This is a genomic window from Micromonospora chaiyaphumensis, from assembly GCF_900091435.1.
GTDB lineage: Bacteria > Actinomycetota > Actinomycetes > Mycobacteriales > Micromonosporaceae > Micromonospora > Micromonospora chaiyaphumensis.
Window position 1 is genome coordinate 193,995 of the sequence record NZ_FMCS01000002.1, and the last position, 26,667, is coordinate 220,661.

The following is a 26,667-nucleotide window of genomic DNA, read 5'->3' on the forward strand; positions in this document are numbered from 1 at the left end:
GAAGCTATCGGGGCGCGCCAGCGATTTCCGCCGGAGGAAAACCGCCTGAGCCGGGCATATCCGGGCAATAGGCTGAGCGTGTGGACGAGGCGCTCCCGGTACGCGACTGGCTGCCCCGCACGGCGGCGCTGCTGCTCGGCACGCTCGCCCTGGCCACCGCGTTCATCGCCGCCTACGTCGGCGCGCTGCACCAGCCCCGGCCCCACGACGTGCCCGTCGGGGTCGTCCTCGGCGACCAGCGCGCCCAGGCCGTGCTGGCCGCCGTCCGCCAGCGCACCGACAAGATCGAACCCATCGAGTACGACGACCCGGCCGCCGCCGACGACGGCCTGACCACCCGCGAGGTGTACGGGGTGCTCACCTCCGGTCCGGACAACGGCCTGCACCTGGCCACCGCCAGCGCCTCGGCCCCGGCCGCCACCGAGCTGGTGACCCAGGTGCTCGGCCAGGCCGCCCAGCAGGCGAACCTGCCGATCCAGGTCACCGACGAGGTGCCCGTGGAGCCGACCGACCCGCGCGGACTGGTCCCCTTCTACCTGGCGGTCGGCCTCGTGCTCGGCGGCTACCTGGCCTCGACCGCGCTGGGCCTGCGCACCGGCACCGCCCCGGTGAGCCTGCCCCGGGCGGGGCTGCGGATCGCCGCTCTGGCGGTCTACTCGGTCGTGCTGGGCATCGTTGGCGCCACCGTCGTCGGCCCGGTGCTCGACGTCTGGCACCACGACATCCCGGCGGTCGCGGCGGCCGGGGCGCTGGCCGTCTTCGCCGCCGCGATGATCGCCAGCGCCGTGCAGGCGTGGCTCGGGCTGCTCGGCACGGGTCTCGTGATCCTGCTGCTGGTCGTGCTCGGCAACCCCGGCTCGGGCGGCATCTACGCCCCGGAGTTCCTGCCGGACTGGATGCGCGGCATGCATCGGTGGAACCTGCCCGGCCTCACCACCGACCTGATCAAGTCGGCGGTCTACTTCGACCGCCGCTCGACGGGCTGGACGCTGTCCGGGCTCACCCTCTGGGCCCTGCTCGGTGTCGTCGGCCTGCTCACCGCGACGATCTTCCGGGCGCACCGGCGCGCGGCCCGCACCCGCACCCCCGACGCGCCGACCGCTCATGGCTGAGCCGGCCGGCCCGTCCCAGAGTGCAGATCGTCACGCGGTCCCCCTCCGTGCGCCGGGGCTCGCGCGGATACCATCCAGGGAGTCGGACAGCGCTGTCCTTCGTACTCGCGTAAGGAGCGCACCGTGACCGACCAGCACGACCACGACGGCCCCGACGCCGCTCTCCGGGCCGACATCCGCCGCCTCGGCACGCTGCTCGGGCAGACCCTCGCCCGGCAGGAAGGCCGGCCCCTGCTCGACCTGGTCGAGGAGATCCGGGCCCAGGTCCGCTCCGACCCGCCGGCCGCCGCCCAGCGCCTCGCCGGGCTCGACGTCACCACCGGCACCAAGCTGGCCCGGGCCTTCTCCACCTACTTCCACCTGGCCAACATCACCGAGCAGGTGCACCGGGCCCGCGACCTGCGCCGCCGGCGGGCCACACACGGCGGCTGGCTGGACCAGGCGGCCAAGATGATCGCCGAGCGCGGGGTGCCGGCCGAGGAGATCGCCGCCGCGGCCCGCCGGCTCGCCGTACGCCCGGTCTTCACCGCCCACCCCACCGAGGCGGCCCGCCGGTCCATCCTGTCCAAGCTGCGCGCGGTCGCCGACGAGCTGGACGCCGAGACGGCCAACGCGATCCTCTACGGCGCCAGCGACGAGGGGCCGGCCAACCGGCGCCTGGCCGAGCTGCTCGACCTCATGTGGCAGACCGACGAGCTGCGGCTGGACCGGCCGGACCCGACCGACGAGGCCCGCAACGCCATCTACTACCTGCGCGACCTGCACGCCGAGGCCGCCCCGCAGGTGCTCGACGACCTCGCCGACACGCTGCGCACGCTCGGCGTGGAGACCTCACCGACCGCCCGCCCGCTGACCTTCGGCACCTGGATCGGCGGCGACCGGGACGGCAACCCGTTCGTCACCCCGACGGTCACCCGCGACGTGCTGCGCATCCAGCACGAGCACGGCATCGAGGCCACCGAGAAGGCCATGGACCAGCTGATCAACGAGGTCAGCGTCTCCCGCCGGCTGCGCGCGGTCTCCCTCGACCTGTCCGCCAGCCTCGCGGCCGACCTGGACGCGCTGCCCGAGGTGGCGCCCCGGTTCCGCCGGGTCAACGCCGAGGAGCCCTACCGGCTCAAGGCGCGGTGCGTGAAGGCCAAGCTGGCCAACACCCGGGAGCGGCTGCGCACCGGCACCCCGCACGTGCCGGGGCGGGACTACCGCGGCTCGGCCGAGCTGATCTCCGACCTGGAGCTGCTGCGCGCCTCGCTGGCCCGCAACTCCGGGCAGCTCACCGCCGTGGGCCGGCTGGCCTCGACCATCCGCACGGTGTCCGCGTTCGGGCTGCACCTGGCCACCATGGACGTGCGCGAGCACGCCGAGAAGCACCACGAGGTGCTCACCCAGCTCTACGCGGCGGTCGGCGAGGTGTCCGACTACCCGTCGCTGACCCGGCTGGAGCGCACCAAGCTGCTCGCCGACGAGCTGGCCGGCCGCCGGCCGCTCTCCACGCAGGACAGCCCGCTCACCGAGTCGGCGCAGAAGACGTTCGACGTGTTCGGGGCGATCCGCGAGGCGCAGGACCGGTTCGGCACCGAGGTGATCGAGTCGTACATCATCTCGATGACCCTCGGCGTCGACGACGTGCTCGCCGCGGTCGTGCTGGCCCGCGAGGCCGGCCTGGTCGACGTGCACAGCGGCCGGGCCCGGATCGGGATCGTGCCGCTGCTGGAGACCCCGACCGAGCTGAACGCCGGCGGCGAGATCCTCGACGAGCTGCTGTCCCTGCCGGCCTACCGGGCGCTCGTGGCGGCCCGCGGCGACGTGCAGGAGGTGATGCTGGGCTACTCCGACTCGAACAAGGAGGCGGGCATCACCACGAGCCAGTGGTCCATCCACCGCGCCCAGCGCGCGCTGCGGGACGTGGCCGCGCGGCACGGCGTACACCTGCGGCTCTTCCACGGCCGGGGCGGCACGGTCGGCCGCGGCGGCGGCCCCACCCACGAGGCCATCCTGGCCCAGCCCTACGGCACCCTCGACGGCGCGATCAAGGTGACGGAGCAGGGCGAGGTCATCTCCGACAAGTACACGCTGCCCGCGCTGGCCCGGGAGAACCTGGAGCTGACCGTGGCGGCGGTGCTCCAGGCGACGCTGCTGCACACCGCGCCCCGGCAGCCGGCCGAGATGCTGGAACGCTGGGACGCCACCATGGACGTGGTCTCCGAGTCGGCCTTCCGGTCCTACCGGTCGCTGGTCGAGGACCCGGACCTGCCCGCCTACTTCTGGGCCTCCACCCCGACCGAGCTGCTCGGCGCGCTCAACATCGGCTCCCGGCCGGCGAAACGGCCGAACACCGGCGCCGGGCTGGCCGGCCTGCGGGCCATCCCGTGGGTGTTCGGCTGGACGCAGACCCGGCAGATCGTGCCCGGCTGGTTCGGCGTGGGCTCCGGGCTGGCCGCCGCGCGGGCGGCCGGGCTGGAGGACGTGCTCGCCGAGATGAACCGGAACTGGCACTTCTTCCGGACGTTCCTGTCGAACGTCGAGATGATGCTGACCAAGACCGACCTGACCATCGCCCGGCGCTACGTGGAGACCCTGGTCCCCAAGAAGCTGCACCCGATCTTCGAGAAGATCGAGCAGGAGTACGAGCTGACCAAGCAGGAGGTGCTGGCGGTCACCGCCTCGCCGGCGCTGCTGGAGAATTCGCCCGTGCTCCAGCGCACTCTCGCGGTGCGGGACACCTACCTGGAGCCGCTGCACCACCTCCAGGTGGCGCTGCTGCGGCAGTACCGGGACTCCGGGGCCGCGGGCCGGGCGGTGGCCACCGCGCCGGGCGGGCGCCGGGCACCCAACGACGGTACGGCGCTGGAGCGGGCGCTGCTGACCACGGTCAACGGCATCGCCGCCGGCATGCGCAACACCGGCTGACCCCGGGCGACGAGGAAGGCCCCGGTCCCGCCGACCGGGGCCTCCGTCCTCCCGGGCGGGCTACCAGTCGCCGCCGCCGAAGTCGCCCCCACCGAAGTCGCCGCCGCCGAAATCACCGGCCGCGTAGTCACCCTGGCCGGAGAAGTCCTGACCCTGGTCACCGAAGTCCTGACCCTGGTCACCGAAGTCCTGACCCTGGTCGCCGCCCTGGTCCTGGCCGTCGTTGAAGCCCTCCTGGTAGCCGGCCTCGTAGCCGTAGCCCGGGTCGGCGAAGGCGGGCGAGAAGAGCGCGTCGGCGATCAGGATGCCGCCGAGCACGCCGGCCCCGGTGCCCAGCGCGGTCTTCCACCACGGCGTCGAGTACCAGCCGGCCGGCACCGGGCGGCCCTGCCAGTTTCCGCCCGGGTAGTAGTAGGGCGTCCCGTTTCCCGGCTGGGGGCCGGCCCGGTAGGTCTGGCCCTGCACGTTGACCTCGCGCTCCTTGGTGAGCATCCCCGCGCCGCGCGCGGCGGCCAGCGGCGGCAGCTCCGGGCCCGGGTCGATGCCCATGGCGGTGCGGGCCGCCCGGATGTACGCCAGCCCCTCCAGCGCGGTCTCCCGGGCCAGCGCGAACTGGTGCGTGGTGCCCGCCTGCTCGAGCTGGGAGCCGGCCGCGTTGTAGCGCTCGCCCGCGTCGGCCAGCGCCTGGCGGACCGCGGGGGCGTCGCCGTGCAGGTTCATGAGCTGCCCGCCGAGCCGCTCGTACCAGCGCTGCGCCTCAGCGCGCGCGTCGGCCAGCTCGGTGGCCCGCCGGGACCTGCTTCCCCACCGCCAGAACACCAGGGCACCTCCGAGCATCAGGATCAGGACCACCCACAGGGCAACCTCCATGACCTCGAACGTACCCAGCGGGCGCACGTCGTACCCGTTTGGCAAGCTCTTCGGCATGAGCTTCTCGACGCTGGCCGTGGTGGTGCTCTGCCTCGCCGCGGGCGGCGCCGTAGGGTGGCTGGCCGCCCGGTCCCGCTCGGCGACCGAGATCGCCCGGCTGGAGGCGACCCTGGCCGCCACCCGCGAGGGCGAGGGGCGGCTGGAGCAGTCCATGCGGGCGCTCAGCTACGAGGCGACCGCGCAGTCCCAGGAGGCGGTGGCCCGGGCGGTGGCACCGCTGCACGACACCCTCCGCCGCTACGAGCAGCGGGTCGCGGAGCTGGAGCGCGACCGGGTCGACGCCTACGCCGAGCTGCGCGAACAGGTGCGGTCGATGAGCGCGGTCTCGGGTGAGCTGCGCACCGAGACCAAGCAGCTCGTGGCGGCGCTGCGCGCCCCGCAGGTGCGCGGCCGCTGGGGCGAGCACCAGCTCCGGCGGATCGTCGAGGCGGCCGGCATGCTGGAGCACTGCGACTTCAACGAGCAGGTCACCGCCGCCACCGACCACCAGGGGGTCCGCCCCGACCTGGTGGTCCGGCTGCACGGCGGCCGCACCGTGGTGGTCGACGCCAAGGCGCCCTTCGAGGCCTACCTGACCGCCATGGAGGCCCGCGACGAGCGGGGGCGTGACACCCACCTCGACGCGCACGCACGGCACCTGCGGGCGCACGTCGACGGGCTGGCCGCCAAGACCTACTGGGCGGCGTTCGACCAGACCCCGGAGTTCGTGGTGCTGTTCGTGCCGGCCGACCCGTTCCTCGACGTGGCGTTGCAGCGCGACCCGTCGCTGCTGGAGCACGCCTTCGCCCGCAACGTGGTGCTGGCCACGCCGGCCACCCTCGTGGCGCTGCTGCGCACGGTGGCCTACTCGTGGCGGCAGGAGGCGCTGGCCCGCAACGCGGCCACCGTGCACTCGCTGGCCCGCGAGCTCTACGGGCGGCTGTCCACCCTGGGCGATCACGTCGGCAAGCTCGGTGGCGCGCTGAGCGGCGCGGTGACCGCCTACAACCGGGCGGTCGGCTCGCTGGAGGCACGGGTGCTGGTCAGCGCCCGCAAGCTGGCCGAGCTGGGCGTCTCCGACCAGGAGCTGGCCGCCCCGGCGCAGATCGAGCTGGCGCCGCGCCAGCCGCAGGCACCGGAGCTGGTGGACGGGCCGTCCACATCGGCCGAACGGCCGGCAGCCATCGACGGTTGACACTTCGGACGTGACGACGTCGGCCGATCGGAGTCACGGAGTGGTCACAACCTACTTCGGAGTAGTGACACCGACAGGGCCAGGCCGAAGGATCGCTGTCACGCGTGCCCTGTCTTCTGAAGGGCCCTGTTCTCTGGAGGAAGAGAACGTGAGTCAACCCCGCAACCGGAGTCGGCGTACCTCCGCCGCGCTCTTCGCCTCGGTCCTGGCGGCCGGCGCCATGACCGTGGGGGGTGGCGCCGCGACCGCGAGCGCAGCCCCCTCCGCCGCCCCCGACGCCTCGCAGCCGACCGCCGCCGAGACCCTGGGCGCCCACGACGCCAAGCTGCTGGACGAGGCGGAGGCGAAGCACGCCCCGACCGTCACCCTGATCATCGCCGCCAAGAAGGGCTCCGCCAAGAAGGTCGCCGACGGGCTGGCCAGCCTGGGCGCCACGGTCAGCCAGCGTTACGACCAGGTCGGCTACGTGCTGGCCAAGGTCCCCACCGCGAAGGTCCTCAAGGCCGCGACGCTCCCCGGCGTCTCCGCCGTCGACCTCGACGAGACCATCAAGCTTCCCGACCCGGCCCCCGAGGCCGCCCCCTCCGGCGCGAAGGCCGCCGCGCAGGGCGCGACCCTGGCCGGCCCGGGCGCCGACACCGGTGCGGTCAACCCGTACATGCCCACGAACGAGACCGGCGCGGAGGCCTTCAAGGCCGCGCACCCGACGTGGGACGGCCGCGGCGTCACCATCGGCATCATGGACTCCGGGATCGACCTGGACCAGCCGGCGCTGCAGAAGACCACCACCGGCGAGCGCAAGATCGTCGACTGGGTCACCGCGACGGACCCGCTGGAGGACGCCACCTGGCGTTCGATGATCACCGAGGTCGCGGGCCCGTCCTTCACGACCGGCACCGGCGCCTCCGCCGTCACCTGGACCGCTCCCGCCGGCACCTACCGCTTCAACACCTTCCGCGAGTCGATCACGGCCGGCAGCGACCCGGCTGGTGACGTCAACCGGGACGGCGACACCACCGACTCGTGGGGCATCCTCTACAACCCCGTGAACCACGACATCCGGGTGGACGTCAACCAGAACCGCGACTTCACCGATGACGAGGTGATGCGGCCGTACAAGGAGAAGTTCCAGGTCGGCCACTTCGGCACCGACAACCCGGCCACCGCGGTACGCGACCAGATGCCGTTCGTCGTGGAATACCGCGAGGACGTCGACACCACCCCGGCCGGCGGCCCCGGCCTGGTCGACTACGTGAACATCGGCATCATCGAGGCCACCCACGGCACCCACGTCGCCGGCATCACCGCCGCCAACGACATGCTGGGCAACAGCGCCTTCGACGGCGCCGCCCCCGGTGCCAAGCTGGTCTCCGCCCGGGCCTGCTCGTGGGGCGGCGGCTGCACCGCCGCGGCGCTCACCACCGGCATGGTCGACCTCGTGGTCAACCGCAAGGTCGACGTGGTCAACATGTCGATCGGTGGCCTGCCGGCGCTCAACGACGGCTCCAACGCCCGCGCCAACCTCTACGACACGCTGATCGACACCTACGGCGTGCAGATGTTCATCTCGGCCGGCAACTCCGGCCCGGGCCTGAACACCGTCGGCGACCCCTCCGTCGCCAGCAACGTGGTCAGCGTCGCCGCGAACGTCAGCAAGGACACCTGGCTGGCCAACTACGGCTCCGTGGTCCGCAAGGAGAACGCGCTGTTCAACTTCTCCTCCCGCGGCCCGCGTGAGGACGGCGGCTTCAAGCCCAACGTGACCGCCCCCGGCTCGGCCATCTCCACGGCGCCGACCTGGCAGCCCGGCAACCCGGTCCCCGAGGCCGGCTACCCGCTGCCCCCGGGCTACCAGATGTTGAACGGCACCTCGATGGCCTCGCCGCAGGCCACCGGCGCCGCCGCACTGCTGCTCTCGGCGGCCAAGGCCTCCGACAAGGGCGTCACCCCGGCCGCGCTGCGCCGGGCCATCTACACCTCCGCCAAGCCGATCGCGGGCGTCCCGACGTACGCGCAGGGCTACGGCATGTTCAACGTGCCGGGCGCGTGGAACCTGCTCGCCGCGGGCGTGCAGACCCGGACCTACACCTCCGCGGCGCCGGTCTGCACCGAGCTGTCGGGCAACCTCACGAAGTACAACAAGGACTCCGGCCAGTTCGAGCCGAACCCGAACGTGGGCACCGGCATCTACAACCGCTGCGCGGCCGGCGACGGCGGGCAGAAGGTCAAGGAGAGCCGCTACTACGAGGTCAAGCTGACCCGCACCAGCGGCCCGAACAAGGGCCTCAAGCACACCGTCGCGTTCCGCGGCAACGACGGCACCTTCTCGGCCCCGGCGGTCGTGTGGCTGCCGCTCAACAAGACCGTCACCGTCAAGGTGAAGGCCAAGCCGCTGACCGCCGGCGCGCACGGCGCCATCATGACCGTCGACGATCCGGCCACCTCCGTGGTCGACTTCGAGGTCGCCACCGTCGTGGTCGCCTCGACCGCGGTCTCCGCACCGGCCTACTCGTTCGCCACCGGCGGCTCGGTCGAGCGGAACAGCTTCACCTCGTACTTCGTGACGGTTCCGGAGGGCGCGGGCGCGCTGCAGGTCAACCTCTCCGGCATCGCCACCGGTTCGCAGACCCGGTTCATCGCCATCAACCCGTACGGCGTGCCGGTCGAGAGCACCGCGAGCACCGCCTGCTACACCAACTTCTCCGACGCCGCCGCCTGCAAGCCGCAGGAGCGGGACTACCAGAACCCGATCCCGGGCGTCTGGGAGATCGAGGTGGAGGCGCGGCGCACCTCGCCGGCGCTGGACAACCCGTTCCAGCTCCAGGCGCGGGTGCAGGGCGTCACGGTCGAGCCGGCCGTGGTCGAGCTGCCGTCGGTGACCGCCGGCACCCCGACCGAGGTGAGCTGGAGCCTGACCAACGCCTTCGGCCCGGTCCAGGTGACCGGCGTCGGCGGCCCGCTCGCCAGCGTGCACGCCGAGCGGCCGAGCATCGCCGAGGGCGCTCGCCAGGAATACACGGTGGACGTCCCGGCGGGCGCCACCTCGTTCACCGCCCGGATCGGCAACCCGTCCGACCTGAGCGCCGACCTGGACCTGTCGGTCTTCCTCGGCGCGACCCGGGTGGGCCAGTCGGCCGACGGTGACTCGGAGGAGGCGGTCACCCTGACCAACCCGGCCGCCGGCACCTACCGGGTCGTCATCGACGGCTACGCGGTGAGCGACCCGACCACCGCGTACGACTACCGCGACTCGTTCGCCGCCCCGGCGCTGGGTTCGCTCTCCGCCCCCAGCACCCCGCTGGCCCTGGCCAACGGCGCCACCGCCACCCTGACCGGCACGGTGACCGCCAACGCCACCCCGGCCGCCGGGCGGGAGCTCTACGGTGACCTCGCCGTCACCACCGTCGAGGGCGCGGTCGTCGGCCGCGGCTCGGTGGAGGTCGGTGCGGTCAACTGACCCGCTGAATTCAGGAGCCCCGCCCCCAACCCGGGGGCGGGGCTCCTGCCGTTCCGGCGCCCTGCTCGCGTCAGGCGCGGCGGGCGGATTCGACGACGAACGGGGTGCCCTGCTGGCAGGTGGTCACCATGCCCGGCTCCGAGCGGCCGGTGACCTCGACCCGGGTGCCGGGCTTGAGCAGGTCGCGCGGGCCGCCGATCAGCAGGTTGTCGTCGAGCAGCAGGCAGTTCGGCTCGACACCGGCGCGGATCGTCCCGCTCAGGGTGGTGGCGCCCGGGCCGGGCGGCTTCGACGGGCCGCCCTTCCAGGTGGGGTCGGGGTGGCTCGGGCTCACGCTGGGTGCGGGGTCGGGCTGGCTGGTCACCGGGGCGGCTCCCGTCGGGCTGGGGCCGGCGGGCTCGCTGCCCGGACCGGCGCAGGCGGTCAGCGCCGCGCCGGCCAGCAGGGCGACGAGAACCGTCCGAGGAGTCTTCATGACGGGTTGGACGCGGCCGGCACGGGTTTCGTTCCGGCCGGTCAGCCGCGGGCCGCGGCGGCCTTCAGGTCCCGCTTGAGCTCCTGCGGCAGCGAGAAGGTCAGCCGCTCGTTGGCGGTCGTGACCTCCTCGACGTCGGCGAAGCCGCGCTCGGCGAGATGCGCGAGCACCTGCTGGACCAGCTCGTCCGGGACGCTGGCGCCGGAGGTGAGCCCCACGGTGCGGGCGCCCTCCAACCAGGCGTCGTCGATCTCGTGCGCGAAGTCGACCAGGTGCCCCGCCCGGGCGCCGGCGTCCAGCGCCACCTCGACGAGGCGGACCGAGTTGGAGGAGTTCCGCGAGCCCACCACGATCACCACGTCGCAGTCCGGGGCGATCTCCTTCACCACGTGCTGCCGGTTGGAGGTGGCGTAGCAGATGTCGTCGCTGGGCGGCGACTGGAGCAGCGGCAGCCGCTGCTTGAGCCGGGCCACGGTCTCCAGGGTCTCGTCGACCGAGAGGGTGGTCTGGGAGAGCCAGACGACCTTGTTCGGGTCCCGCACGGTGACCTTGTCGACGCCGTCCGGGCCGTCGACCAGCTGGATGTGCGCGGGTGCCTCACCGGCGGTGCCGACGACCTCCTCGTGCCCCTCGTGGCCGATCAGCAGGATGTCGTAGTCCTCGGCGGCGAACCGCCGGGCCTCCTGGTGCACCTTCGTGACCAGCGGGCAGGTCGCGTCGATGGCCTTGAGCGAGCGGGTCCGGGCCTGCTCGTAGACCTCGGGCGCCACGCCGTGCGCGGAGAAGATGACGGTGGCGCCCTCCGGCACCTCCTCGTTCTCCTCCACGAAGATCGCGCCCTTGGCCTCCAGCGTCTGCACCACGTGCTTGTTGTGCACGATCTGCTTGCGGACGTAGATCGGCGCGCCGTAGAGCTTGAGCGCCTCCTCGACGGTCTGCACCGCCCGGTCCACGCCCGCGCAGTAGCCGCGGGGCTTGGCCAGGAGCACGCGCTTGCCGGTCCGGGGAGTCGTCTCAGCGTCAGTCACCCGACCATCGTACGTGCCCCGATTTCCGCCGACTGCGGCTGCGACCCCTCTGGCCGCCCCGCCCGAGGCGTCGATCATGAGGTTGGCGGCGGTTACGGAGATCGACATCGCCGTCAACCTCATGATCGACGCGGGTGGCGTCGGGGGTGGGGCTTAGGGTGGGCGGGTGAGCGAGGGGGAACGGAGCACGTCCGAGGAGCCGTGGCCGGTCCGGGTGGTGAGCCAGAAGATCGGGGCCTGGATCGCCCGGCTGGGGTGGGTGTGGGTCGACGGGCAGGTCGCGCAGATCAGCCGCCGGCCCGGAGCGAGCACCGTCTTCCTGACGTTGCGTGACCCGTCGGCGGATCTCAGCCTGACCGTCACCACCAACCGCGACGTGCTCGACGCGGGCGCGCCGGAGCTGGCCGAGGGCGCCCGGGTGGTCCTGCACGCCAAGCCCGAGTTCTACGCCGCCCGGGGCACGCTCAGCCTGCGCGCCGACGAGATCCGCCAGGTCGGGCTCGGCGAGCTGCTGGCCCGGCTGGAGAAGCTCAAGAAGCTGCTGGCCGCCGAGGGGCTCTTCGACCGGGCCCGCAAGCGCCGGCCGCCGTTCCTGCCCGGCCGGATCGGGCTGATCACCGGCCGGGCCTCGGCCGCCGAGCGCGACGTGCTGACCAACGCCCGCCGCCGCTGGCCGGCCGTCGAGTTCCGCACGGTCAACGTGGCGGTGCAGGGGCCGAGCGCCGTGCCCGACATCGTGGGCGCACTCAAGGTGCTCGACGCCGATCCGACGGTCGATGTGATCATCATCGCCCGGGGCGGCGGCGGCATCGAGGACCTGCTGCCCTTCTCCGACGAGGCGCTGTGCCGGGCGGTCTTCGCCTGCCGCACGCCGGTGGTCAGCGCGATCGGCCACGAGACCGACACGCCGCTGCTCGACTACGTCGCCGACGTACGCGCCTCCACGCCGACCGACGCGGCCAAGCGCATCGTGCCCGACCTGGCCGAGGAGGTCCGCCTCATCGGCCAGGCCCGGTCCCGGCTGGAGCGGGCGGTGCGCAACCTGGTCGACCGGGAGCGGCACCGGCTCGACCTGCTGCGGTCCCGGCCGGTGCTGGCCCGCCCGCAGGTGATGGTCGACCAGCGGGCCACCGACGTCGCGGCGCTGCGCGACCGGGCCGGCCGCTGCCTGGACCACCGGCTCGGCGCCGCCGGCGACGACCTGCGGCACACCCTGGCGCGGCTGCGCGCCCTCTCCCCCGCGGCCACCCTCGACCGGGGCTACGCCATCGTCCAGCGCGGCGACGGGCACGTGGTCCGCGCCGCGTCCGAGGTGGCCAAGGGTGACCCGCTGCGGGTCCGCCTCGCCGAGGGCGAGCTGACCGCCACCGTGGACGGCTGATGAAATGGGACCCGATGACTGACACGACGAAGGACGAGCGGCTCAGCTACGAGCAGGCCCGCGCCGAGCTGGCCTCGGTGGTCGAGCGGCTGGAGGCGGGCGGCACCTCGCTGGAGGAGTCGCTGGCGCTCTGGGAGCGCGGCGAGCAGCTCGCCGGGATCTGCCAGCGCTGGCTCGACGGCGCCCGGGAGCGCATCGACGCCGCCCGGCAGCGCACCGAGGACTGAGCGGCGGGACGGCCGGAGCCGCCCCGCCGGCCCGGTCACTTGAACAGGTTGTAGAACTCCGCGGGCGCCTCGACGACCTGGTCGGCCGGGGGCTTCTGCGCGGCGGCAGCGTTGCCGTAGTCCGTGTAGGTGATCTTCACGTCCTGCGCGGCGCTCTGCCCGGCGGCCGGGATCTGGAGCACCAGTTCGCTGAGCCGGCCCTGCGGGTCGACCTTGGCGGTGAAGGGCACCGACTGGGCCTGCGCGCCGAGCGCGGTGATCACCGCCGGGTCGAGCGAGCCCGCCTCGGCCGCCTTCGACACGTCGACGGTGCCCGCGTACGCGCCCTCGCCGGTCTGCCGGACCTCGGTGACACCCTGGGTCAGCACCGCGCTGCCGGCCGGGTCGAGCTTGTCGAAGTCGAAGCCGAGCGCCCGGTTGCCCTGGATCCGGGTCTGGTCGAGGTGCTGGTACTTGCCGAGGTTGAGGTTCTTCAGCCCGGGCACGCTGGCGGCGGCCTTGCCGCCCAGCTCCAGCTTGACCCAGCTGTCCGGCTTGTAGTGGACCAGGTCCAGCTTCATCATGAGGTCCGACGACGGGTCGCCGATCGTCATCCGCATCTCGGCGCTCTGGGTGGGCTCGTGCACCTGCCCCTCGGCGGTGGAGCCCGCGCCGGACATGCTGAACCGGAAGTTCCCCTCGCGGATCGCGTTGGTGGAGTCGAGAAGGGCCTGCTTGGCGTCGCCGGCGGGCGTGCCGCTCGGAGCGATGCTGCCCGAGGCGGCCGGGGTCGCGGAGGCCCCTACGCCGGCGGTCCCGTTGTCGTTGCACGCGGCCAGGCCGGGGATGAGCAGCGCCGCGGCGAACGCGGTGGCGCTGAAGCGTCGAATCTTCACGTCAACCTCTCCAGGTGGGTCGTCCGGCCCACGGAGGTGCCGGAGTCGGGGCGCCGCAGCCCGGACGCCGGCTCCGGCGCACGAGCCCGGTCCGGCCGGTGTGGTCGGCTCCGGCGGGCTCGTGCCCCCTTCTGTTCCCTGAAGCGGTGTTCCGCAATCCCTGTCCGGTGCGGGAGCGGTCAGCGCAGCGCGGTGGCCAGCTCGCGCAGCTCCGCCTCACCGGCGTCGCCCACCACGATCACGGTGCGGTTCGGCTCGAGCAGGACGAGGGCCTGCTCGTTGCCCCGGGCCGTGTACCGCTGCCAGCTCGTGCCGCCGGGCAGGTCGGCCGGGCCCTGCGGCTGGCCACCGCTCAGCTCGGCCGGCAGCAGCTTCTCCGCCGGCGCGTTGCTCTCCACCAGCTGCGCGCCCCGGCCCTCCGGGGTCACGTAGCCGATGCGCAGCGTCCCGACGCCCGCGTCGGTCTGGTAGCGGGCGCTGACCGTACGCCAGTCGGAGCCCAACCCCTGCGGCTCGGCGACCGGGAAGGCGTTGGCCGCGCGGGCCTGCTCGACGGCGGGCGCCGGGTCGACGGTGACCGGCTCGTCACCGCCGAGGAAGCCCCGGTAGAAGGCGAGCAGCAGGGCGATCGGGACCAGCAGGACCAGCAACGACAGCGCCATGTCCTTGGGTGACCGCTCGGACCGGGCCTTCTCCTTCCGCGGGGGCGGCGCGGGCTGCTCCCCGGCGTCGGCCGGCGGCGTGATGCCGGTCGACTCGACGAGGGCCGGTTCCGCGGCCGGCGGGGTGGCCCCGGCGGCCGGGCGCACCGGCGGCTGGCCGTCGGGCGGAGTGGCGTCGGTCGGTGTGCGGTCGGCAGGCTGTGCGGGTTCCACCCCGCCATTCTCGCAGCCGTCCGGGTGACGTGATCCTGGCCTCCTCCGCCCCGCTCCGGCGTCGAACCTGAGATCGTGTGAGGATCAGCGACAAAACCGGCGGCGGCGACGGCCGCATCCCGCCGGTCCACCCCGCAACGTCGCGAGGAGGAAGCCGTCATGACAACCACCAGGACGCGGACGCCCCAGGATCTCGACCGTAACCTCGCCCTCGACCTGGTCCGGGTGACCGAGGCCGCGGCCATGGCCGCCGGCCGCTGGGTCGGCCGGGGCGACAAGGAGGGCGGCGACGGAGCCGCCGTCGACGCCATGCGCAAGCTCATCAACTCGATCCCGATGCGCGGTGTCGTGGTGATCGGCGAGGGCGAGAAGGACAACGCCCCGATGCTCTTCAACGGCGAGGAGGTCGGCGACGGGACCGGGCCCGAGGTGGACGTGGCGGTCGACCCGATCGACGGCACCACGCTCATGAGCAAGGGCATGCCGAACGCGCTGGCCGTGCTCGCGGTCGCCGAGCGGGGCGCGATGTTCGACCCGAGCGCCGTCTTCTACATGGAGAAGCTCGCGGTCGGCCCGATGTACGCCGACGTGGTCGACATCAACGCCGGGGTGGCCGAGAACATCCGCCGGATCGCCAAGGTCAAGGGCACCGACCCCGCCGAGGTGACGGTCTGCGTGCTGGACCGGTCGCGCCACGACGACCTGGTGAAGCAGATCCGGCGGACCGGGGCGGGCATCCGGTTCATCTCCGACGGCGACATCGCCGGCGCCATCGCGGCGGCCCGGGGCGAGTCCGACGTCGACGTGCTCATGGGCATCGGCGGCACCCCGGAGGGCATCACGGCAGCCTGCGCCCTGAAGTGCATGGGCGGCATGATGCAGGCCAAGCTCTGGCCCAAGGACGAGCAGGAGCGGGAGAAGGCGCTGGCCGCCGGGCACGACCTGGACCGGGTGCTGTTCACCGACGACCTGGTCACGGGCGACAACTGCTTCTTCGTGGCTACCGGCGTCACCTCGGGTGACCTGCTGCGCGGGGTGCGCTACCGGGCGGGCGGGGCCTACACCCAGTCGATCGTCATGCGCTCCAAGAGCGGCACGATCCGGGTGATCGACTCCTACCACCGGCTGGAGAAGCTCGCCCTCTACTCGGCGGTCGACTTCGACGGGCGCCCCCTGGCCGAGCAGGAGTGACCGCGACCGGGACGGCGGCGACCCCGACACTGCCGACCACGCGGCGGATCGCCGGCACCGGGCTGGCCACCGCCTCGGGGGTCGCGGTGGCCGTCCAGTCCCGGATCAACGGCGAGCTCGGCGTACGGCTGGCCGACGGGATCGCCGCCGCGGTGGTCTCGTTCGGCCTGGGCTTGCTGGTGCTGCTCGTGCTGGTCCCCGCCTCCCCCGGCGGCCGGCGGGGCCTGGCCGCCCTGCGGGCCGCGCTGCGGGACGGCTCGCTGCGGCCGTGGCAGTGCCTCGGCGGGGTCTGCGGCGCCTTCCTGGTCGCCACCCAGGGCCTGACCATCGGCACCCTCGGCGTGGCGGTGTTCACCGTCGCCGTGGTGGCCGGGCAGTCCGGCAGCAGCCTGCTCGTCGACCGGGCCGGGATCGGCCCGACCGGGCGGCAGCCGGTCACCCCGAACCGGCTGGTCGGCGCGCTGCTGACGGTGGTGGCCGTGCTGCTGGCGGTGGGCGACCGGCTCGGCGACCCGGGCGCCCTGGCGCTGGCCCTGCTGCCGCTGGCGGCCGGGGTGGGCATCGCCTGGCAGCAGGCGGTGAACGGCCGGGTCCGGGGGGCCACCGGCAGCGCCCTGACCGCCACGCTGGTCAACTTCACCGTGGGCACGGCGGCGCTGCTCGCCACCCTCGCGGTGGAGGTCACGGTCCGGGGCCGCCCGGCCGGCGGCTTCCCGGCCGAACCGTGGCTCTACCTGGGCGGCCCCATCGGCATCGTGTTCATCGCGCTGGCCGCCGCCATCGTCCGGTTCACCGGGGTGCTGCTGCTCGGCCTGGCCACCATCGCCGGGCAGGTCGTCGGCGCCGTCCTGCTGGACCTGCTGCTGCCCACCGCCGCCTCGCACCCCACGCCGACCACCCTGCTGGGTGCGGCGCTGACCCTGGTCGCGGTGCTGGTCGCCGCGCTCGGGCCGCCGCCGCGGCCGGTCAACCCCGCAGCGCCGCCACCGTCTCCTTGACGGCCCGGTCCAGCGGCGTGGCCTCGACGCCGAGGGTGGCGGTCGCGGCGGTCGAGTCCAGCACGTACGGGCGGTCGAACTGGTAGGCCGTCTCCCGCAGTTCCCGGACGAACGGGTTGGCCAGCCCGCCGAGCCAGAGCACCGGGTACGGCATCCGGGTCAGTCGCGGCGCGGGCGCGCCGACCAGGGCCGCGGCGCGTCCGGCGAGGTCCCGCATCGAGACGGCGGGTGCGCTGGGCACGTGCCAGGCCCGCCCCCAGGCCCGCTCGTCGGTCGCGGCGGCGACCAGGGTACGGGCGACGTCCGGAATGTACGTCCAGGTGTGCGGGGCGTCCCAGTCGACCGGCAGGAACACCCGCTGCCCGGCGAGTACCCGGGGCAGCACCATCATGGCCAGCGAGGTCCCGTCGGCGCCGAGGTAGTCGGAGCCGCGCACCTCGGTGATCCGGGCCCGGCCGGCCCGGTGCGCGGCCAGCGCGTCGGCCCACATCCGGTTGCGGACCCGACCCTTCGTGCCCGTCGAGGCGAGCGGGGTCGCCTCGGTCATGGGGCCGTCGACGGGGCCGTACCCGTAGAGGTTGCCGACCGTGGCGAGGACCGCGCCGGTCCGCTCGGCGGCGGTGAGCAGCGAGGCGGCCAGCGGCGGCCAGTCCAGCGGCCACCGGTGGTACGCCGGGTTGGCGCAGTTGTGCAGCGCCACCGCGCCCTCCGTCAGCGCGGTCAGCCGGTCCGCGTCGGCGGCGTCGGCGGCGATCCGCTCGACGGCGGGGTGCGCCGGGCCGGTGCCGCGGCGGGTCACCACCCGCACCCGGTCGCCGCGCTCGGCGAGGAGGCGGGCGGTGGCGGTGCCGACGGGTCCGGCGCCGACGATCACGTGCAGGGCCATGAGGGCCACCCTTCGAAGCAGAGATCCGATCTGAGAGCACCGCTCTCGCAGCAGAGCATGACCCACGCAGGGCCGATCCGTCAAGAGCAGCGCTCTCGGTTTTGATTGGCGCTCTCTTCCGTGGCAGAGTGGGGGCATGGTCGCTCCCTCGCTCCGCGCCCGGGTCCGCGCCGGCATGATCGACGAGATCAAGGCGGTCGCCCGCCGCCACCTGGCCACCGACGGCGCGAACCTCTCACTCCGGGCGGTCGCCCGCGACATGGGCATGGTCTCCTCGGCGATCTACCGCTACTTCCCCAGCCGCGACGACCTGCTCACCGCACTGATCCTCGAGGGGTACGAGGCGCTCGGCGACGCGGTGGAGGCGGCCGACGCCGGCGCCGACCGGGCGGACCTGCGCGGGCGCTGGCACGCCGTGTGCCGGGCCGCCCGGGCCTGGGCGCTGGCCCATCCCGCCGAGTACGCCCTGCTCTACGGCAGCCCCGTCCCCGGCTACGCGGCACCCGACGACACCGTGGCGCCGGCCCAGCGTCCCCCGATGACCCTGGTCGGCATCCTCCGCGACGGGGTGGCCGGCGGCCGGCTCCACCCGTCCGGCGAGGAACTGCCCGAACCGCTGCGGTCGGACGTGGCCGAACTGGCCGCCCTGATCGAGGTGGACCTGCCGCCCGCGCTGCTGGCCCGCGCCATGGCCGGCTGGACCCAGCTCTTCGGGTTGATCAGCTTCGAGCTGTTCGGCCGGATCAACCGGATGCTGCCGCATCGCGACGAGTACTTCGACCACCAGACCGGGCTGATGGCCGACCTGATCGGCCTGCCCGCCTGAGCCCCGGCAGGGCCGCCGGTCAGGTGCCGTCGGAGGAGTGGCCCGGGAAGAGGTGCGCGCTCGGGTCGATGACGACCGCGGCGTTGTTGATCGCGGTGGCCGCCTCGCCGAAGCCGGTGGCGATCAGCCGGACCTTGCCCGGGTAGTCGGTGATGTCGCCGGCCGCGAAGACCCGGGGCAGGTTCGTGGCCATGGCGCTGTCGACCACGATGTGCCGCCGGTCCAGGTTCAGCCCCCACTCGGCGAGCGGACCCAGGTCGGCGGTGAACCCGAGCGCGGCGACCACGGTGTCCACCGGCAGGGTCTCCACCGCGCCGCCGCGCACGGTCAGCTCGGCGCCGGTGACCCGGTCCTCCCCGTGCAGCCGGCTCACCTCGGCGTTGACCACGATCCGCACCGGCAGCGCGCGCACCCGGTCGACGGTCGAGGCGTGCGCGCGGAACCGGTCGCGCCGGTGCACGAGGGTCACCGAGCGGGCGATCGGGGCCAGCGTCACGGCCCAGTCGAACGCCGAGTCGCCGCCGCCCACGATGAGCACGTCGCGGCCGGTCAGCTCGGTCGGCTGCGGTACGAAGTAGACGATCCCGGCGCCCACGAAGCTGTCCGCCACCGGCAGCGGCCGGGGCGTGAAGCTGCCCAGCCCGCCGGTCACCAGCACCGCGCCGCAGCGCAGCTGGTCACCGCCGGCCAGCCCGAGCACCGGCCGCCCGTCCAGGTACGACAGCTTCTCCGCCCGCACCCCGAGCAGGTACTCCGGGCGGAAGGGCGCGGCCTGGGCGACGAGGTTGGCCACCAGCTCCCGCCCCTTGATGGCGGGGAACCCGGCGACGTCGAGGATGAGCTTCTCCGGGTACATGGCGGTGACCTGGCCACCCGGCTCGGGCAGCGCGTCGATCACGGCCACGGAGAGCCCGCGGAACCCGGCGTAGTAGGCGGCGAACAGCCCGGCGGGGCCGGCCCCGATCACGGCGACATCGACCTCGCGCATGGCGTACCGTCCCGTCACTTCGCCAGGGGATCAACGCGTGCTGATCTCGACGGTAGGCGGGGCGGTGGCCGCGGGCAAGCACGTCCCGCCGGCGGATGGACGTGCCGTCAGGACAGCGTGACCGGGGGTGACCCGAGCGGGTCCCGCTGCCCCACGTCCGTCCGGCGGCGGAACAGCACCGCCGCGACGGCCCCGCCGAGCAGCCCGAACAGGTGCCCCTGCCAGGAGATGCGCTCGTCGGTGGGCAGGATGCCGAGCAGTTGCCAGCCGTAGAGCAGGCCGACGAGCAGCACGACGGCGAAGTTCCACCAGCTGCGCTCGACGATGCCGCGGGTGAGCAGGATGCCGAGGTAGCCGAAGATCACGCCACTCGCACCCACCACCACCGAGTTGGGCGAGCCGGTGAACCAGACACCCAGGCCGCTGACCAGAATGATCACCAGCGTGGACCAGAGGAACCGGCGGGTGCCGGCGGCCAGCACGAAGGTGCCGAGCAGGATCAGCGGGATGCTGTTGCTGTAGAGGTGGTTCCAGCCGGCGTGCAGGAACGGCGAGAAGAAGACGCCGTCGAGCCCCTGGATGCGGTGCGGGATGATGCCCGCGGTGACGTCGAGGTCGGCGCGCAGGCCCACGTCGACGGCCTCGATGAGGAACAGCACCGGCACGACCGCGCACATGGCGACGAAGGCCCGGCCGAGCGAGGCGTAGAACGCCTCGGTGCCGAACCGGTGGGGGTCGCCGCCCGTCGGGCCGTCTCGCCAGGTCACCCGTCAAGTGCTATCAGCAATCGCGGCGTACCGCCACCCGAGCGGTGACACGACGACGGCGGGGCGTGCGAATCTCCGCACGCCCCGCCGTCGGTGTCCGATCAGTACCAGCCGGAGCTCTGCGAGTGCGCCCAGGCACCGCACGGGTCGTCGTAACGGCCCTCGATGTAGCCGAGGCCCCACTTGATCTGGGTGGCCGGGTTGGTCTTCCAGTCGTCGGCCACCGAGCCCATCTTGCTGCCCGGCAGGGCCTGCGGGATCCCGTACGCGCCGGACCCCTCGTTGTAGGCCTTGTGGTTCCAGCCGCTCTCCTTCGTCCAGAGCTTGTCCAGACAGGGGAACTGGTCGATGCCGAAGCCCTCGTCGAGCATGATCGCGCAACCGATCTTGCGGTTGCCGCTGAACTCCTCGCAGGAGGCCGGGATCGGCCCGTCGTACGGCTTGGCCGCCGCCTTCTCCGCGGCCTCCCGCTCCTTCTTGCGGGACGCGGCCGCCGCCTCGGCCTCCTTGGCCCGCTCGGCGGCCTCCTTGGCCGCCGCAGCGGCGCGCAGCTTCGCCTGGTACTCGGCGGCCCGCTGCTTGGCCGACACCAGGCGGTGGTCGGCCTGGCGGTCGCGCTGGTACGCGTACTCCGTCCGGTCGACCTCCAGGCCGACCTGCGCGGTCAGGCCCTGTTGCTGGGTCTGTCGGTCTTCGCCCAGATAGAAGCCGCCCGCAACGCCCACGGAGAGCAGTGCGACAGCGGCCGTACGGGCGCCGAACCGGCTCCACAGCCGACTCACGAAGTGTCCCTTCGTCGGGGGCAAGGACACGGCGCGACGCCCGGCCCTGGGAGCGGCCGTGGCGGTGCCGTGAGCGCCCCGACCCTCGCGGTCGCAGCCGACGCACCGGTGTTCGTGGCTCTCCCGCCGGGTCGTGGCGAACGATGCTCAACGATCTTGGTGGTGCTGAGGCGCTCGTTGGACACCATTGCGCACAGTGAGGCCGATGGGAAACCAAGGAGGCCGATTGTGATCTGCGCCACACAAAGAATGCCCGCAAAATAGGGCAAAGGTCAGCCTCAGAGCGGAATGTCCTCCAGCAGATCGGTGACCATCGCGGCGATGGGCGAACGCTCCGAACGGCTGAGAGTGACGTGCGCGAAGAGCTGATGACCCTTCAGCGCCTCGATCACCGCGGTCACCCCGTCGTGCCGGCCGACCCGCAGATTGTCCCGCTGGGCCACGTCGTGGGTGAGCACCACCCGCGACCCCTGGCCGATCCGGGACAGCACGGTCAGCAGGACACCGCGCTCCAGCGACTGCGCCTCGTCGACGATGACGAAGGCGTCGTGCAGGCTCCGGCCGCGGATGTGGGTGAGCGGCAGGACCTCCAGCAGGCCCCGCGAGGTGACCTCCTCCAGCACGTTCTCGTGCACCACCGAGCCGAGGGTGTCGAAGACGGCCTGCGCCCAGGGCGACATCTTCTCCGACTCGGACCCGGGCAGGTAGCCCAGTTCCTGGCCGCCGACCGCGTACAACGGGCGGAACACGACGACCTTCTTGTGCCGGCGGCGCTCCATCACCGCCTCCAGGCCGGCGCAGAGGGCCAGCGCGGACTTGCCCGTGCCGGCCCGGCCGCCCAGCGAGACGATGCCGATCGACTCGTCCAGGAGCAGGTCGAGGGCCACCCGCTGCTCCGCCGAGCGGCCGTGCACGCCGAACGCCTCCCGGTCGCCCCGCACCAGCCGGACGGTCTTGTCGGGCAGCACCCGGCCGAGCGCCGAGCCCCGCGCCGAGTGCAGCACGAGGCCGGTGTGGCAGGGCAGGCCGGCGGCCACGTCGAGGTCGAGCGCCTCCCCCGCGTAGAGCCGGCCGATCTCCTCCTCGGCCAGCTCCAGCTCGGCCATTCCGGTCCAGGTCGGGTCGCTGGCCTGACCGTGCCGGTACTCGTCGGCCCGCAGGCCGACCGAGGCCGCCTTCACCCGCAGCGGCATGTCCTTGCTGACGAGCGTGACCTCGCGGCCCTCGGCGGCGAGGTTGAGCGCCACCGAGAGGATCCGGGCGTCGTTCGACTCGTTCCGGAACCCGGGCGGCAGCACCCCGTCGTCGGTGTGGTTCAGCTCCACCCGGAGGGTGCCGCCCTGGTCGTTGGCGGGCACCGGCCGGTCGAGCCGGCCGTGCCGCACCCGCAGCTCGTCCAGCATGCGCAACGACTGCCGGGCGAACCAGCCCAGCTCGGGATGGTGGCGCTTGCCCTCCAGTTCGGAAATCACCACCAGCGGCAGCACCACCTCGTGCTCTGCGAAGCGGTGGAAAGCCGCCGGGTCGGAGAGGAGGACCGAGGTGTCCAGGACGAAGGCCTGGCCGGCTGGTCGGGGCTCCTCGGCGCCGGCGGGCGCGGCGGCCGTGCGGCGGCTGCGGGTGGTCCGGCGGGTCGTGGCGGTCGCGGCCGGGTTCTGGTCGGCACCGGCGGGGGTACGGCGAGTGGTCACAGGCCTGCTCCGCGGATGGGCACCCGGCCACCCGAGTTCCGCCTCTTCCGGTGCCCGGTGGGACACGGGGTCGGATGCGGGCCCCGTGCGCGAGGTCGCAGGTCCGGGCTGTCCGGCCGGCCCGGGAAAACCCCGTGCCATGCCTAGACGCTAATCGCCGGAGGCCCGGTCGGCTAGTGGTGCGAGTGGATCACACCCGACCGGGAGATGAACGACGGCGGAACCGGCCGGGATGCATGCCCCCTGCGCGCATCCCGGCCGGCGGAGCCACCGTCACCGGTCTGACGGGCGGCTCCGACGGTGCGCGTCCGCCGCGGACGGCACACCGCGTCTGGGGCGGACCTCAGCCCTGCCGCCGGACCAGGGTCCCGGTCCGCGGCCCGCCGCCGGCCGCGCCGAACGAGGAGCCGGTGTACGTGGTGCCCTGCCGGGCGGCCAGCCCACCGAGCTGGGCGGTGGCGGTGGCAGTGGCCCGCAGCGCCGGGCCGGAGGCGGTGCGGGCGGTGACCGCGGCGGGGACGGCCGTACCCGCGAACGGCCTCGTGCGCCCGGTCGTGGTGGTGGTCACCGCGGCCGGGGCCGGACCGACCAGTGCCGAGGCGATCGCGGCCTGGGCGTCCCGACGGCGCCGGTGCCAGGCGCCCCGGTCCCCGTCGAAGTAACCCTGGCGGTAGCCGAACCGGTAGCCGATCCGGTAGCTGAGCTGGCCGTGCAGCCGGCCCGCCGCATAGCAGGTCGAGCCGAGCACGAGGACCAGCACGACGGCGAGAAAGGGGCTCATCGCTCGTCCGCCCCGGGGAGCGGGTCGACGACCAGCAGCCGCTCCAGGTCGGCGGTGCTGACCTCCTCGACCAGCTCGACGCTGATCCGGCAGCCGTCGACGATCACCTCGGCGACCGAGGCCCGGCGGATCTCGCCGCCGGCCTCGTAGACCCGGACGCTCAGCTCGGGACAGCCGAGGTGGGTCCGCCAGGCGTCCCACTCGTCGCGGTCCCCGACACTGAGGGAGAGGTAGCGGCAGCCCCGCGCCAGGTAGAGGCGCCAGGGGGCGCTCAGGCCGGCGGTCACCCCCTCGGCGATCAGGCCGAAGGCCTGCGCACGGGTCGCGAGCTCGGTCACGAGACCCCCTCGACACCCGCGGAGTGACGCATGTGAGCACTCGTCGTCTCAGGCACGTGACACACCGTAAGTTGTCTCATGAGCGTGACAGTATCAGCTTTTCGTCTGTTTACCGCCGTACTGGCGTCCATCTATTCTGCCCGGGTGACACCCCTCAGAAACAGCTCTGGATCGTTTACCGGGAACGGTGGACCGCCGTCACGTCGGCGTGACAGCAGCGTGCCGGGCGGCGGCGAGGAGACCGACTGGCCGTACCGTCACGGGGTGACCGAGACCGCGAACGCACGGAAGATCGCCTTCGCCACCTTCGTCCGCCGCGCCCTGGAGGACGCGCGTGCCATGCGCGCCTGGAGCGGCACCGAGGTCTCCCGGCGCACCGGCGTCTCCCGGCAGACCATCAACCGCTGGGTCCGGGGTGACTGGGCCAGCGACCCCGAGGCCGAGCGGGTGGTCGCCTTCTGCGAAGGGCTGGGGATCAACCCGGCGGTGGCGTTCGCCGCCCTCGGCTGGGACCGGGCGGCCGCCCCTCGCGCCACCCCCACCCCGCCGCCCATGGACCCGGACGTCGAGGCCCTGCTGCGCCGGCTGGTCGACCCGGACGTCTCCGACGCGGAGAAGTTCCACATCCGGGAAACCATTCGTTATCTCGCTTATCGCCCAACCCTCCCGGTCGATGCCCCAAATAGAGGTAAACAAGCCGGGTAGTTCCTCAGATGGCGAAAGAATGGAAGGTCAGACCCGATTGTTTCGCCTCGGGGCCGGATCGGACCGGCTAGCGTCCACGTTTGTACTGCTAAGGGCTCGTCATCGGCGGGGGGACGGGACACAGCCGAACCCAGCCCTGCGGGACAGAAGGAGGGGTCTGTCCATGACCCTGAAATGGTTGGCAGTCGTGGTCGCGGTGGTGTCGGTGACATCGTGCGTGACCGGCAACGTGGTGGTCGGCGTACTGGACGGCGGGCAGCTTCCCGTGGTCGTCAACCTGTTCGCGCTCATCACGGCCGGCACCGCGGTGGTCCTCGCCGTCGTCGCCGAGCTGCACGACCGGCTCAACGACCGGGTCAGCGCGCTCACCGAGTTCCTGGTGGCGCGGCTCAACGAGATCGAGACGCACACCGGCGACCGGAACACCGGCTTCGTGGAGGGCTACCTGCTCAGCCACGGGCAGGAAGCGGCCGTGGTGCCGTTCGGGCGCCGGGGACGGGGAGCCGCCGAACGCTGAGATTCCGCGCCGTTCCGACGTCACATCTCGGCCACGAATACGCCGCCGCGACCGGGGTACGCTGTCGCGCGTGCCGCCGTTGAATCTGGGCAACCAGCAGCCGAAAACCCCGTTGGACGCCGAGCACGCGTGGCGTGCCACCGCCGCCCGCGCGGGCGACGTGGTGCTCTTCTTCGACTTCGACGGCACCCTCGCGCCGGTCGACGACGACCCCACCGCGGTCCAGCCCGCGCCGAAGGTGCTCGCCGCGCTGGAGGCGCTCGCCCCCCGCGTACGCCGGATCGCCATCGTCTCGGCGCGCCCGGTGGAATTCCTCCGCGACCACCTCGGCGGGCTCGCCGGCATCGACCTCTACGGCCTCTACGGCCTGGAGCACAGCCACTCCGGCGGCGAGACGGTCACCGAGCCGGCCGCCCTACCCTGGGTGCCCACCATGGCCGACCTGGCCGAGCAGGCCCGCGCCGAACTGCCGCCCGGCGCCCTCGTGGAGTTCAAGCGGCTCTCCGTCGCGCTGCACTGGCGCACCGCGCCGCAGCTCGGCGACCTCGTGCAGGAGTGGGGCCGGGCCCGGGCCGAGGCGCTGGGGCTGCGCTGCCAGGCCGGGCGCATGGTGCTGGAGCTGAAGCCCCCGGTCGACCGCGACAAGGGCATGGTCATCGGCGAGGTGGTCCGGGACGCCAGCGGCGCCTGGTACTTCGGCGACGACGTCTCCGACATCAAGGCCTTCTCGGCGCTGCGCGCCCGGGCCGCCGCCGACCCGCAGTTCCTGGGCGTCTGCGTCGCCGTGGCGAACCCGGAGACCGGTCACGAGGTCGCCGACGCCGCCGACCTCACGCTGGACTCCCCCGCCGCCCTCGGCGACTTCCTCACCGAGGCGCTTCCCCACCTGCGCTGAGGCCGGCGGGCCGGCCGGGGGCGCCCTCAGGCGCCGTAGCGGCGCTGGCGGGTGGCGTAGGAGCGCAGGGCGCGGAGGAAGTCGACCCGGCGGAAGTCGGGCCAGTTGAGCTCGCAGAAGTAGAACTCCGAGTGGGCGCTCTGCCAGAGCATGAAGCCGGAGAGACGCTGCTCGCCGCTGGTCCGGATGATCAGATCCGGGTCGGGCAGCCCCTTGGTGTAGAGGTGCTCGGAGATGTGGTCGACATCGATCGAGTTGGCCAGCTCCTCGATCGTGCCGCCGGTCGCGGCGTGCTCCAGCAGCAGCGAGCGGACCGCGTCGGCGATCTCGCGCCGGCCGCCGTAGCCGACGGCGATGTTGACCTGAGCGCCCCCGCTGCGCTGCCGGGTGCGCTCCTCGGCCGCCTTGAGCGCGGCGGCGTGGTGCGCCGGCAGCACGTCGAGGGCGCCGACCATCCGCAGCCGCCAGGGGTTGCCCTCCTCGGCCAGCTCGGTGGTGAGGTCCTCGATGATCTGGAGCAGCGGGTCCAGCTCGGCGGCCGGCCGGGCCAGGTTGTCGGTGGAGAGCAGCCAGAGCGTGACGTGCCCGACACCGGCTGCGTCGCACCAGCGCAGCAGCTCCTTGATCCGCTCGGCGCCCATCCGGTGGCCGTCGTTCGGGTCGACGAAGCCCATCTCCCGGGCCCATCTGCGGTTGCCGTCGCACATCACGCCGACGTGCCGGGGCACCGGCTTGCCCGCGAGCTTCGCGGTGAGCCGGCGCTCGTACACGGAGTAGAGGAGTTTCCGCAGAGTCATCACCTTGCAGGGTAGCGACCCGCGCGGAAGATGAGTGTCTCGGTGGCGCATCGGACGGCGT

Annotated in this window: 25 protein-coding genes; 12 read left to right on the plus strand and 13 right to left on the minus strand. The window is 73.2% G+C overall.

Annotation, left to right across the window (positions count from 1 at the left end; all coding sequences use genetic code 11):
• Positions 1-80: 80 nt before the first annotated feature.
• Positions 81-1,112, plus strand: coding sequence for a hypothetical protein (locus GA0070214_RS06640; RefSeq protein WP_091260299.1), 1,032 nt, complete (start codon positions 81-83; stop codon positions 1,110-1,112).
• 123 nt (positions 1,113-1,235) lie between these two features.
• On the plus strand, positions 1,236-4,022 hold the full coding sequence (ppc, locus tag GA0070214_RS06645) for a phosphoenolpyruvate carboxylase (protein ID WP_091260301.1): 2,787 nt from the start codon (positions 1,236-1,238) through the stop codon (positions 4,020-4,022).
• 60 nt (positions 4,023-4,082) lie between these two features.
• Here the strand turns inward: ppc and GA0070214_RS06650 are convergent, their stop codons facing one another.
• On the minus strand, positions 4,083-4,892 hold the full coding sequence (locus GA0070214_RS06650) for a hypothetical protein (RefSeq protein WP_091261410.1): 810 nt from the start codon (positions 4,890-4,892) through the stop codon (positions 4,083-4,085).
• Positions 4,893-4,947: 55 nt separating this feature from the next.
• Here GA0070214_RS06650 and rmuC point away from each other — a divergent pair, with 55 nt between their 5' ends.
• Positions 4,948-6,126, plus strand: a complete 1,179-nt coding sequence (gene rmuC / locus GA0070214_RS06655) for a DNA recombination protein RmuC (RefSeq protein WP_091261413.1) — start codon at positions 4,948-4,950, stop codon at positions 6,124-6,126.
• Between the two features lie 148 nt (positions 6,127-6,274).
• A complete protein-coding gene (locus GA0070214_RS06660; RefSeq protein ID WP_091260303.1) occupies positions 6,275-9,583 on the plus strand; it encodes a S8 family serine peptidase in 3,309 nt (1,102 codons plus the stop codon).
• Positions 9,584-9,653: 70 nt separating this feature from the next.
• Here the strand turns inward: GA0070214_RS06660 and GA0070214_RS06665 are convergent, their stop codons facing one another.
• Together GA0070214_RS06665 and GA0070214_RS06670 are read right to left on the minus strand one after the other, a co-directional pair.
• Positions 9,654-10,058 (minus strand): hypothetical protein, encoded by a 405-nt coding sequence (locus tag GA0070214_RS06665; RefSeq protein ID WP_091260306.1) that lies wholly within the window; start codon positions 10,056-10,058, stop codon positions 9,654-9,656.
• A gap of 41 nt (positions 10,059-10,099) precedes the next feature.
• Positions 10,100-11,086: a 4-hydroxy-3-methylbut-2-enyl diphosphate reductase gene (locus GA0070214_RS06670; RefSeq protein WP_091260308.1), complete on the minus strand. Its 987-nt coding sequence runs from the start codon at positions 11,084-11,086 to the stop codon at positions 10,100-10,102.
• Positions 11,087-11,252: 166 nt separating this feature from the next.
• Between GA0070214_RS06670 and xseA the strand changes: the two genes are divergently transcribed.
• Both xseA and GA0070214_RS06680 read left to right on the plus strand, forming a co-directional pair.
• Positions 11,253-12,467, plus strand: coding sequence for an exodeoxyribonuclease VII large subunit (xseA, locus tag GA0070214_RS06675; RefSeq protein WP_091260310.1), 1,215 nt, complete (start codon positions 11,253-11,255; stop codon positions 12,465-12,467).
• A 14-nt stretch (positions 12,468-12,481) separates the two neighbouring features.
• On the plus strand, positions 12,482-12,694 hold the full coding sequence (locus tag GA0070214_RS06680) for an exodeoxyribonuclease VII small subunit (RefSeq protein WP_091260311.1): 213 nt from the start codon (positions 12,482-12,484) through the stop codon (positions 12,692-12,694).
• Positions 12,695-12,729: 35 nt separating this feature from the next.
• Here GA0070214_RS06680 and GA0070214_RS06685 read toward each other — a convergent pair whose 3' ends face one another.
• Complete coding sequence (locus GA0070214_RS06685) at positions 12,730-13,569, minus strand: hypothetical protein (RefSeq protein ID WP_091260313.1); 840 nt, start codon at positions 13,567-13,569, stop codon at positions 12,730-12,732.
• A 179-nt stretch (positions 13,570-13,748) separates the two neighbouring features.
• Positions 13,749-14,444, minus strand: coding sequence for a DUF4245 domain-containing protein (locus GA0070214_RS06690; protein WP_091260315.1), 696 nt, complete (start codon positions 14,442-14,444; stop codon positions 13,749-13,751).
• Positions 14,445-14,603: 159 nt separating this feature from the next.
• Here GA0070214_RS06690 and glpX point away from each other — a divergent pair, with 159 nt between their 5' ends.
• Both glpX and GA0070214_RS06700 read left to right on the plus strand, forming a co-directional pair.
• Positions 14,604-15,635, plus strand: coding sequence for a class II fructose-bisphosphatase (gene glpX / locus GA0070214_RS06695; RefSeq protein ID WP_091260318.1), 1,032 nt, complete (start codon positions 14,604-14,606; stop codon positions 15,633-15,635).
• Entirely contained in the window at positions 15,632-16,633 is a 1,002-nt protein-coding gene (locus GA0070214_RS06700; protein WP_091260321.1) for a DMT family transporter, read from the plus strand. The genes glpX and GA0070214_RS06700 overlap by 4 nt, the downstream gene beginning before the upstream one ends.
• On the opposite strand, the gene GA0070214_RS06705 is transcribed toward GA0070214_RS06700, so the two are convergent.
• Positions 16,602-17,519 (minus strand): NAD-dependent epimerase/dehydratase family protein, encoded by a 918-nt coding sequence (locus GA0070214_RS06705; protein WP_091260323.1) that lies wholly within the window; start codon positions 17,517-17,519, stop codon positions 16,602-16,604. The genes GA0070214_RS06700 and GA0070214_RS06705 overlap by 32 nt on opposite strands.
• Before the next feature lie 136 nt (positions 17,520-17,655).
• Between GA0070214_RS06705 and GA0070214_RS06710 the strand changes: the two genes are divergently transcribed.
• The gene (locus tag GA0070214_RS06710) at positions 17,656-18,345 is read left to right on the plus strand and encodes a TetR/AcrR family transcriptional regulator (protein WP_091260325.1); all 690 of its coding nucleotides are present in this window, start codon (positions 17,656-17,658) and stop codon (positions 18,343-18,345) included.
• 19 nt (positions 18,346-18,364) lie between these two features.
• Here the strand turns inward: GA0070214_RS06710 and GA0070214_RS06715 are convergent, their stop codons facing one another.
• From GA0070214_RS06715 to GA0070214_RS06740, 6 genes are all read right to left on the minus strand, one after another.
• Positions 18,365-19,333 carry an NAD(P)/FAD-dependent oxidoreductase gene (locus tag GA0070214_RS06715; protein WP_091260328.1) on the minus strand — a complete coding sequence of 323 codons (969 nt, stop codon included), beginning with the start codon at positions 19,331-19,333 and terminating at the stop codon, positions 18,365-18,367.
• A 107-nt stretch (positions 19,334-19,440) separates the two neighbouring features.
• A complete protein-coding gene (locus GA0070214_RS06720; RefSeq protein WP_091260330.1) occupies positions 19,441-20,100 on the minus strand; it encodes a rhomboid family intramembrane serine protease in 660 nt (219 codons plus the stop codon).
• Between the two features lie 101 nt (positions 20,101-20,201).
• Positions 20,202-20,882, minus strand: a complete 681-nt coding sequence (locus GA0070214_RS06725; RefSeq protein WP_167364206.1) for an aggregation-promoting factor C-terminal-like domain-containing protein — start codon at positions 20,880-20,882, stop codon at positions 20,202-20,204.
• 278 nt (positions 20,883-21,160) lie between these two features.
• Positions 21,161-22,573: an RNA 5'-3' helicase PhoH2 gene (locus GA0070214_RS06730; RefSeq protein WP_091260338.1), complete on the minus strand. Its 1,413-nt coding sequence runs from the start codon at positions 22,571-22,573 to the stop codon at positions 21,161-21,163.
• Between the two features lie 343 nt (positions 22,574-22,916).
• Positions 22,917-23,354, minus strand: coding sequence for a hypothetical protein (locus tag GA0070214_RS06735; RefSeq protein WP_091260341.1), 438 nt, complete (start codon positions 23,352-23,354; stop codon positions 22,917-22,919).
• A complete protein-coding gene (locus GA0070214_RS06740; protein WP_091260344.1) occupies positions 23,351-23,692 on the minus strand; it encodes a hypothetical protein in 342 nt (113 codons plus the stop codon). Before GA0070214_RS06740 ends, GA0070214_RS06735 begins: the two co-directional genes overlap by 4 nt.
• A gap of 264 nt (positions 23,693-23,956) precedes the next feature.
• Here GA0070214_RS06740 and GA0070214_RS06745 point away from each other — a divergent pair, with 264 nt between their 5' ends.
• The 3 genes from GA0070214_RS06745 (at position 23,957) to otsB (ending at position 25,809) form a co-directional block, all read left to right on the plus strand.
• Positions 23,957-24,397 carry a helix-turn-helix domain-containing protein gene (locus tag GA0070214_RS06745; protein WP_091261416.1) on the plus strand — a complete coding sequence of 147 codons (441 nt, stop codon included), beginning with the start codon at positions 23,957-23,959 and terminating at the stop codon, positions 24,395-24,397.
• 163 nt (positions 24,398-24,560) lie between these two features.
• Complete coding sequence (locus GA0070214_RS06750) at positions 24,561-24,914, plus strand: hypothetical protein (RefSeq protein WP_091260346.1); 354 nt, start codon at positions 24,561-24,563, stop codon at positions 24,912-24,914.
• 70 nt (positions 24,915-24,984) lie between these two features.
• On the plus strand, positions 24,985-25,809 hold the full coding sequence (gene otsB / locus GA0070214_RS06755) for a trehalose-phosphatase (protein ID WP_091260348.1): 825 nt from the start codon (positions 24,985-24,987) through the stop codon (positions 25,807-25,809).
• Positions 25,810-25,835: 26 nt separating this feature from the next.
• Here otsB and GA0070214_RS06760 read toward each other — a convergent pair whose 3' ends face one another.
• Positions 25,836-26,606 (minus strand): isoprenyl transferase, encoded by a 771-nt coding sequence (locus GA0070214_RS06760; RefSeq protein WP_091260350.1) that lies wholly within the window; start codon positions 26,604-26,606, stop codon positions 25,836-25,838.
• Positions 26,607-26,667 lie beyond the last annotated feature (61 nt).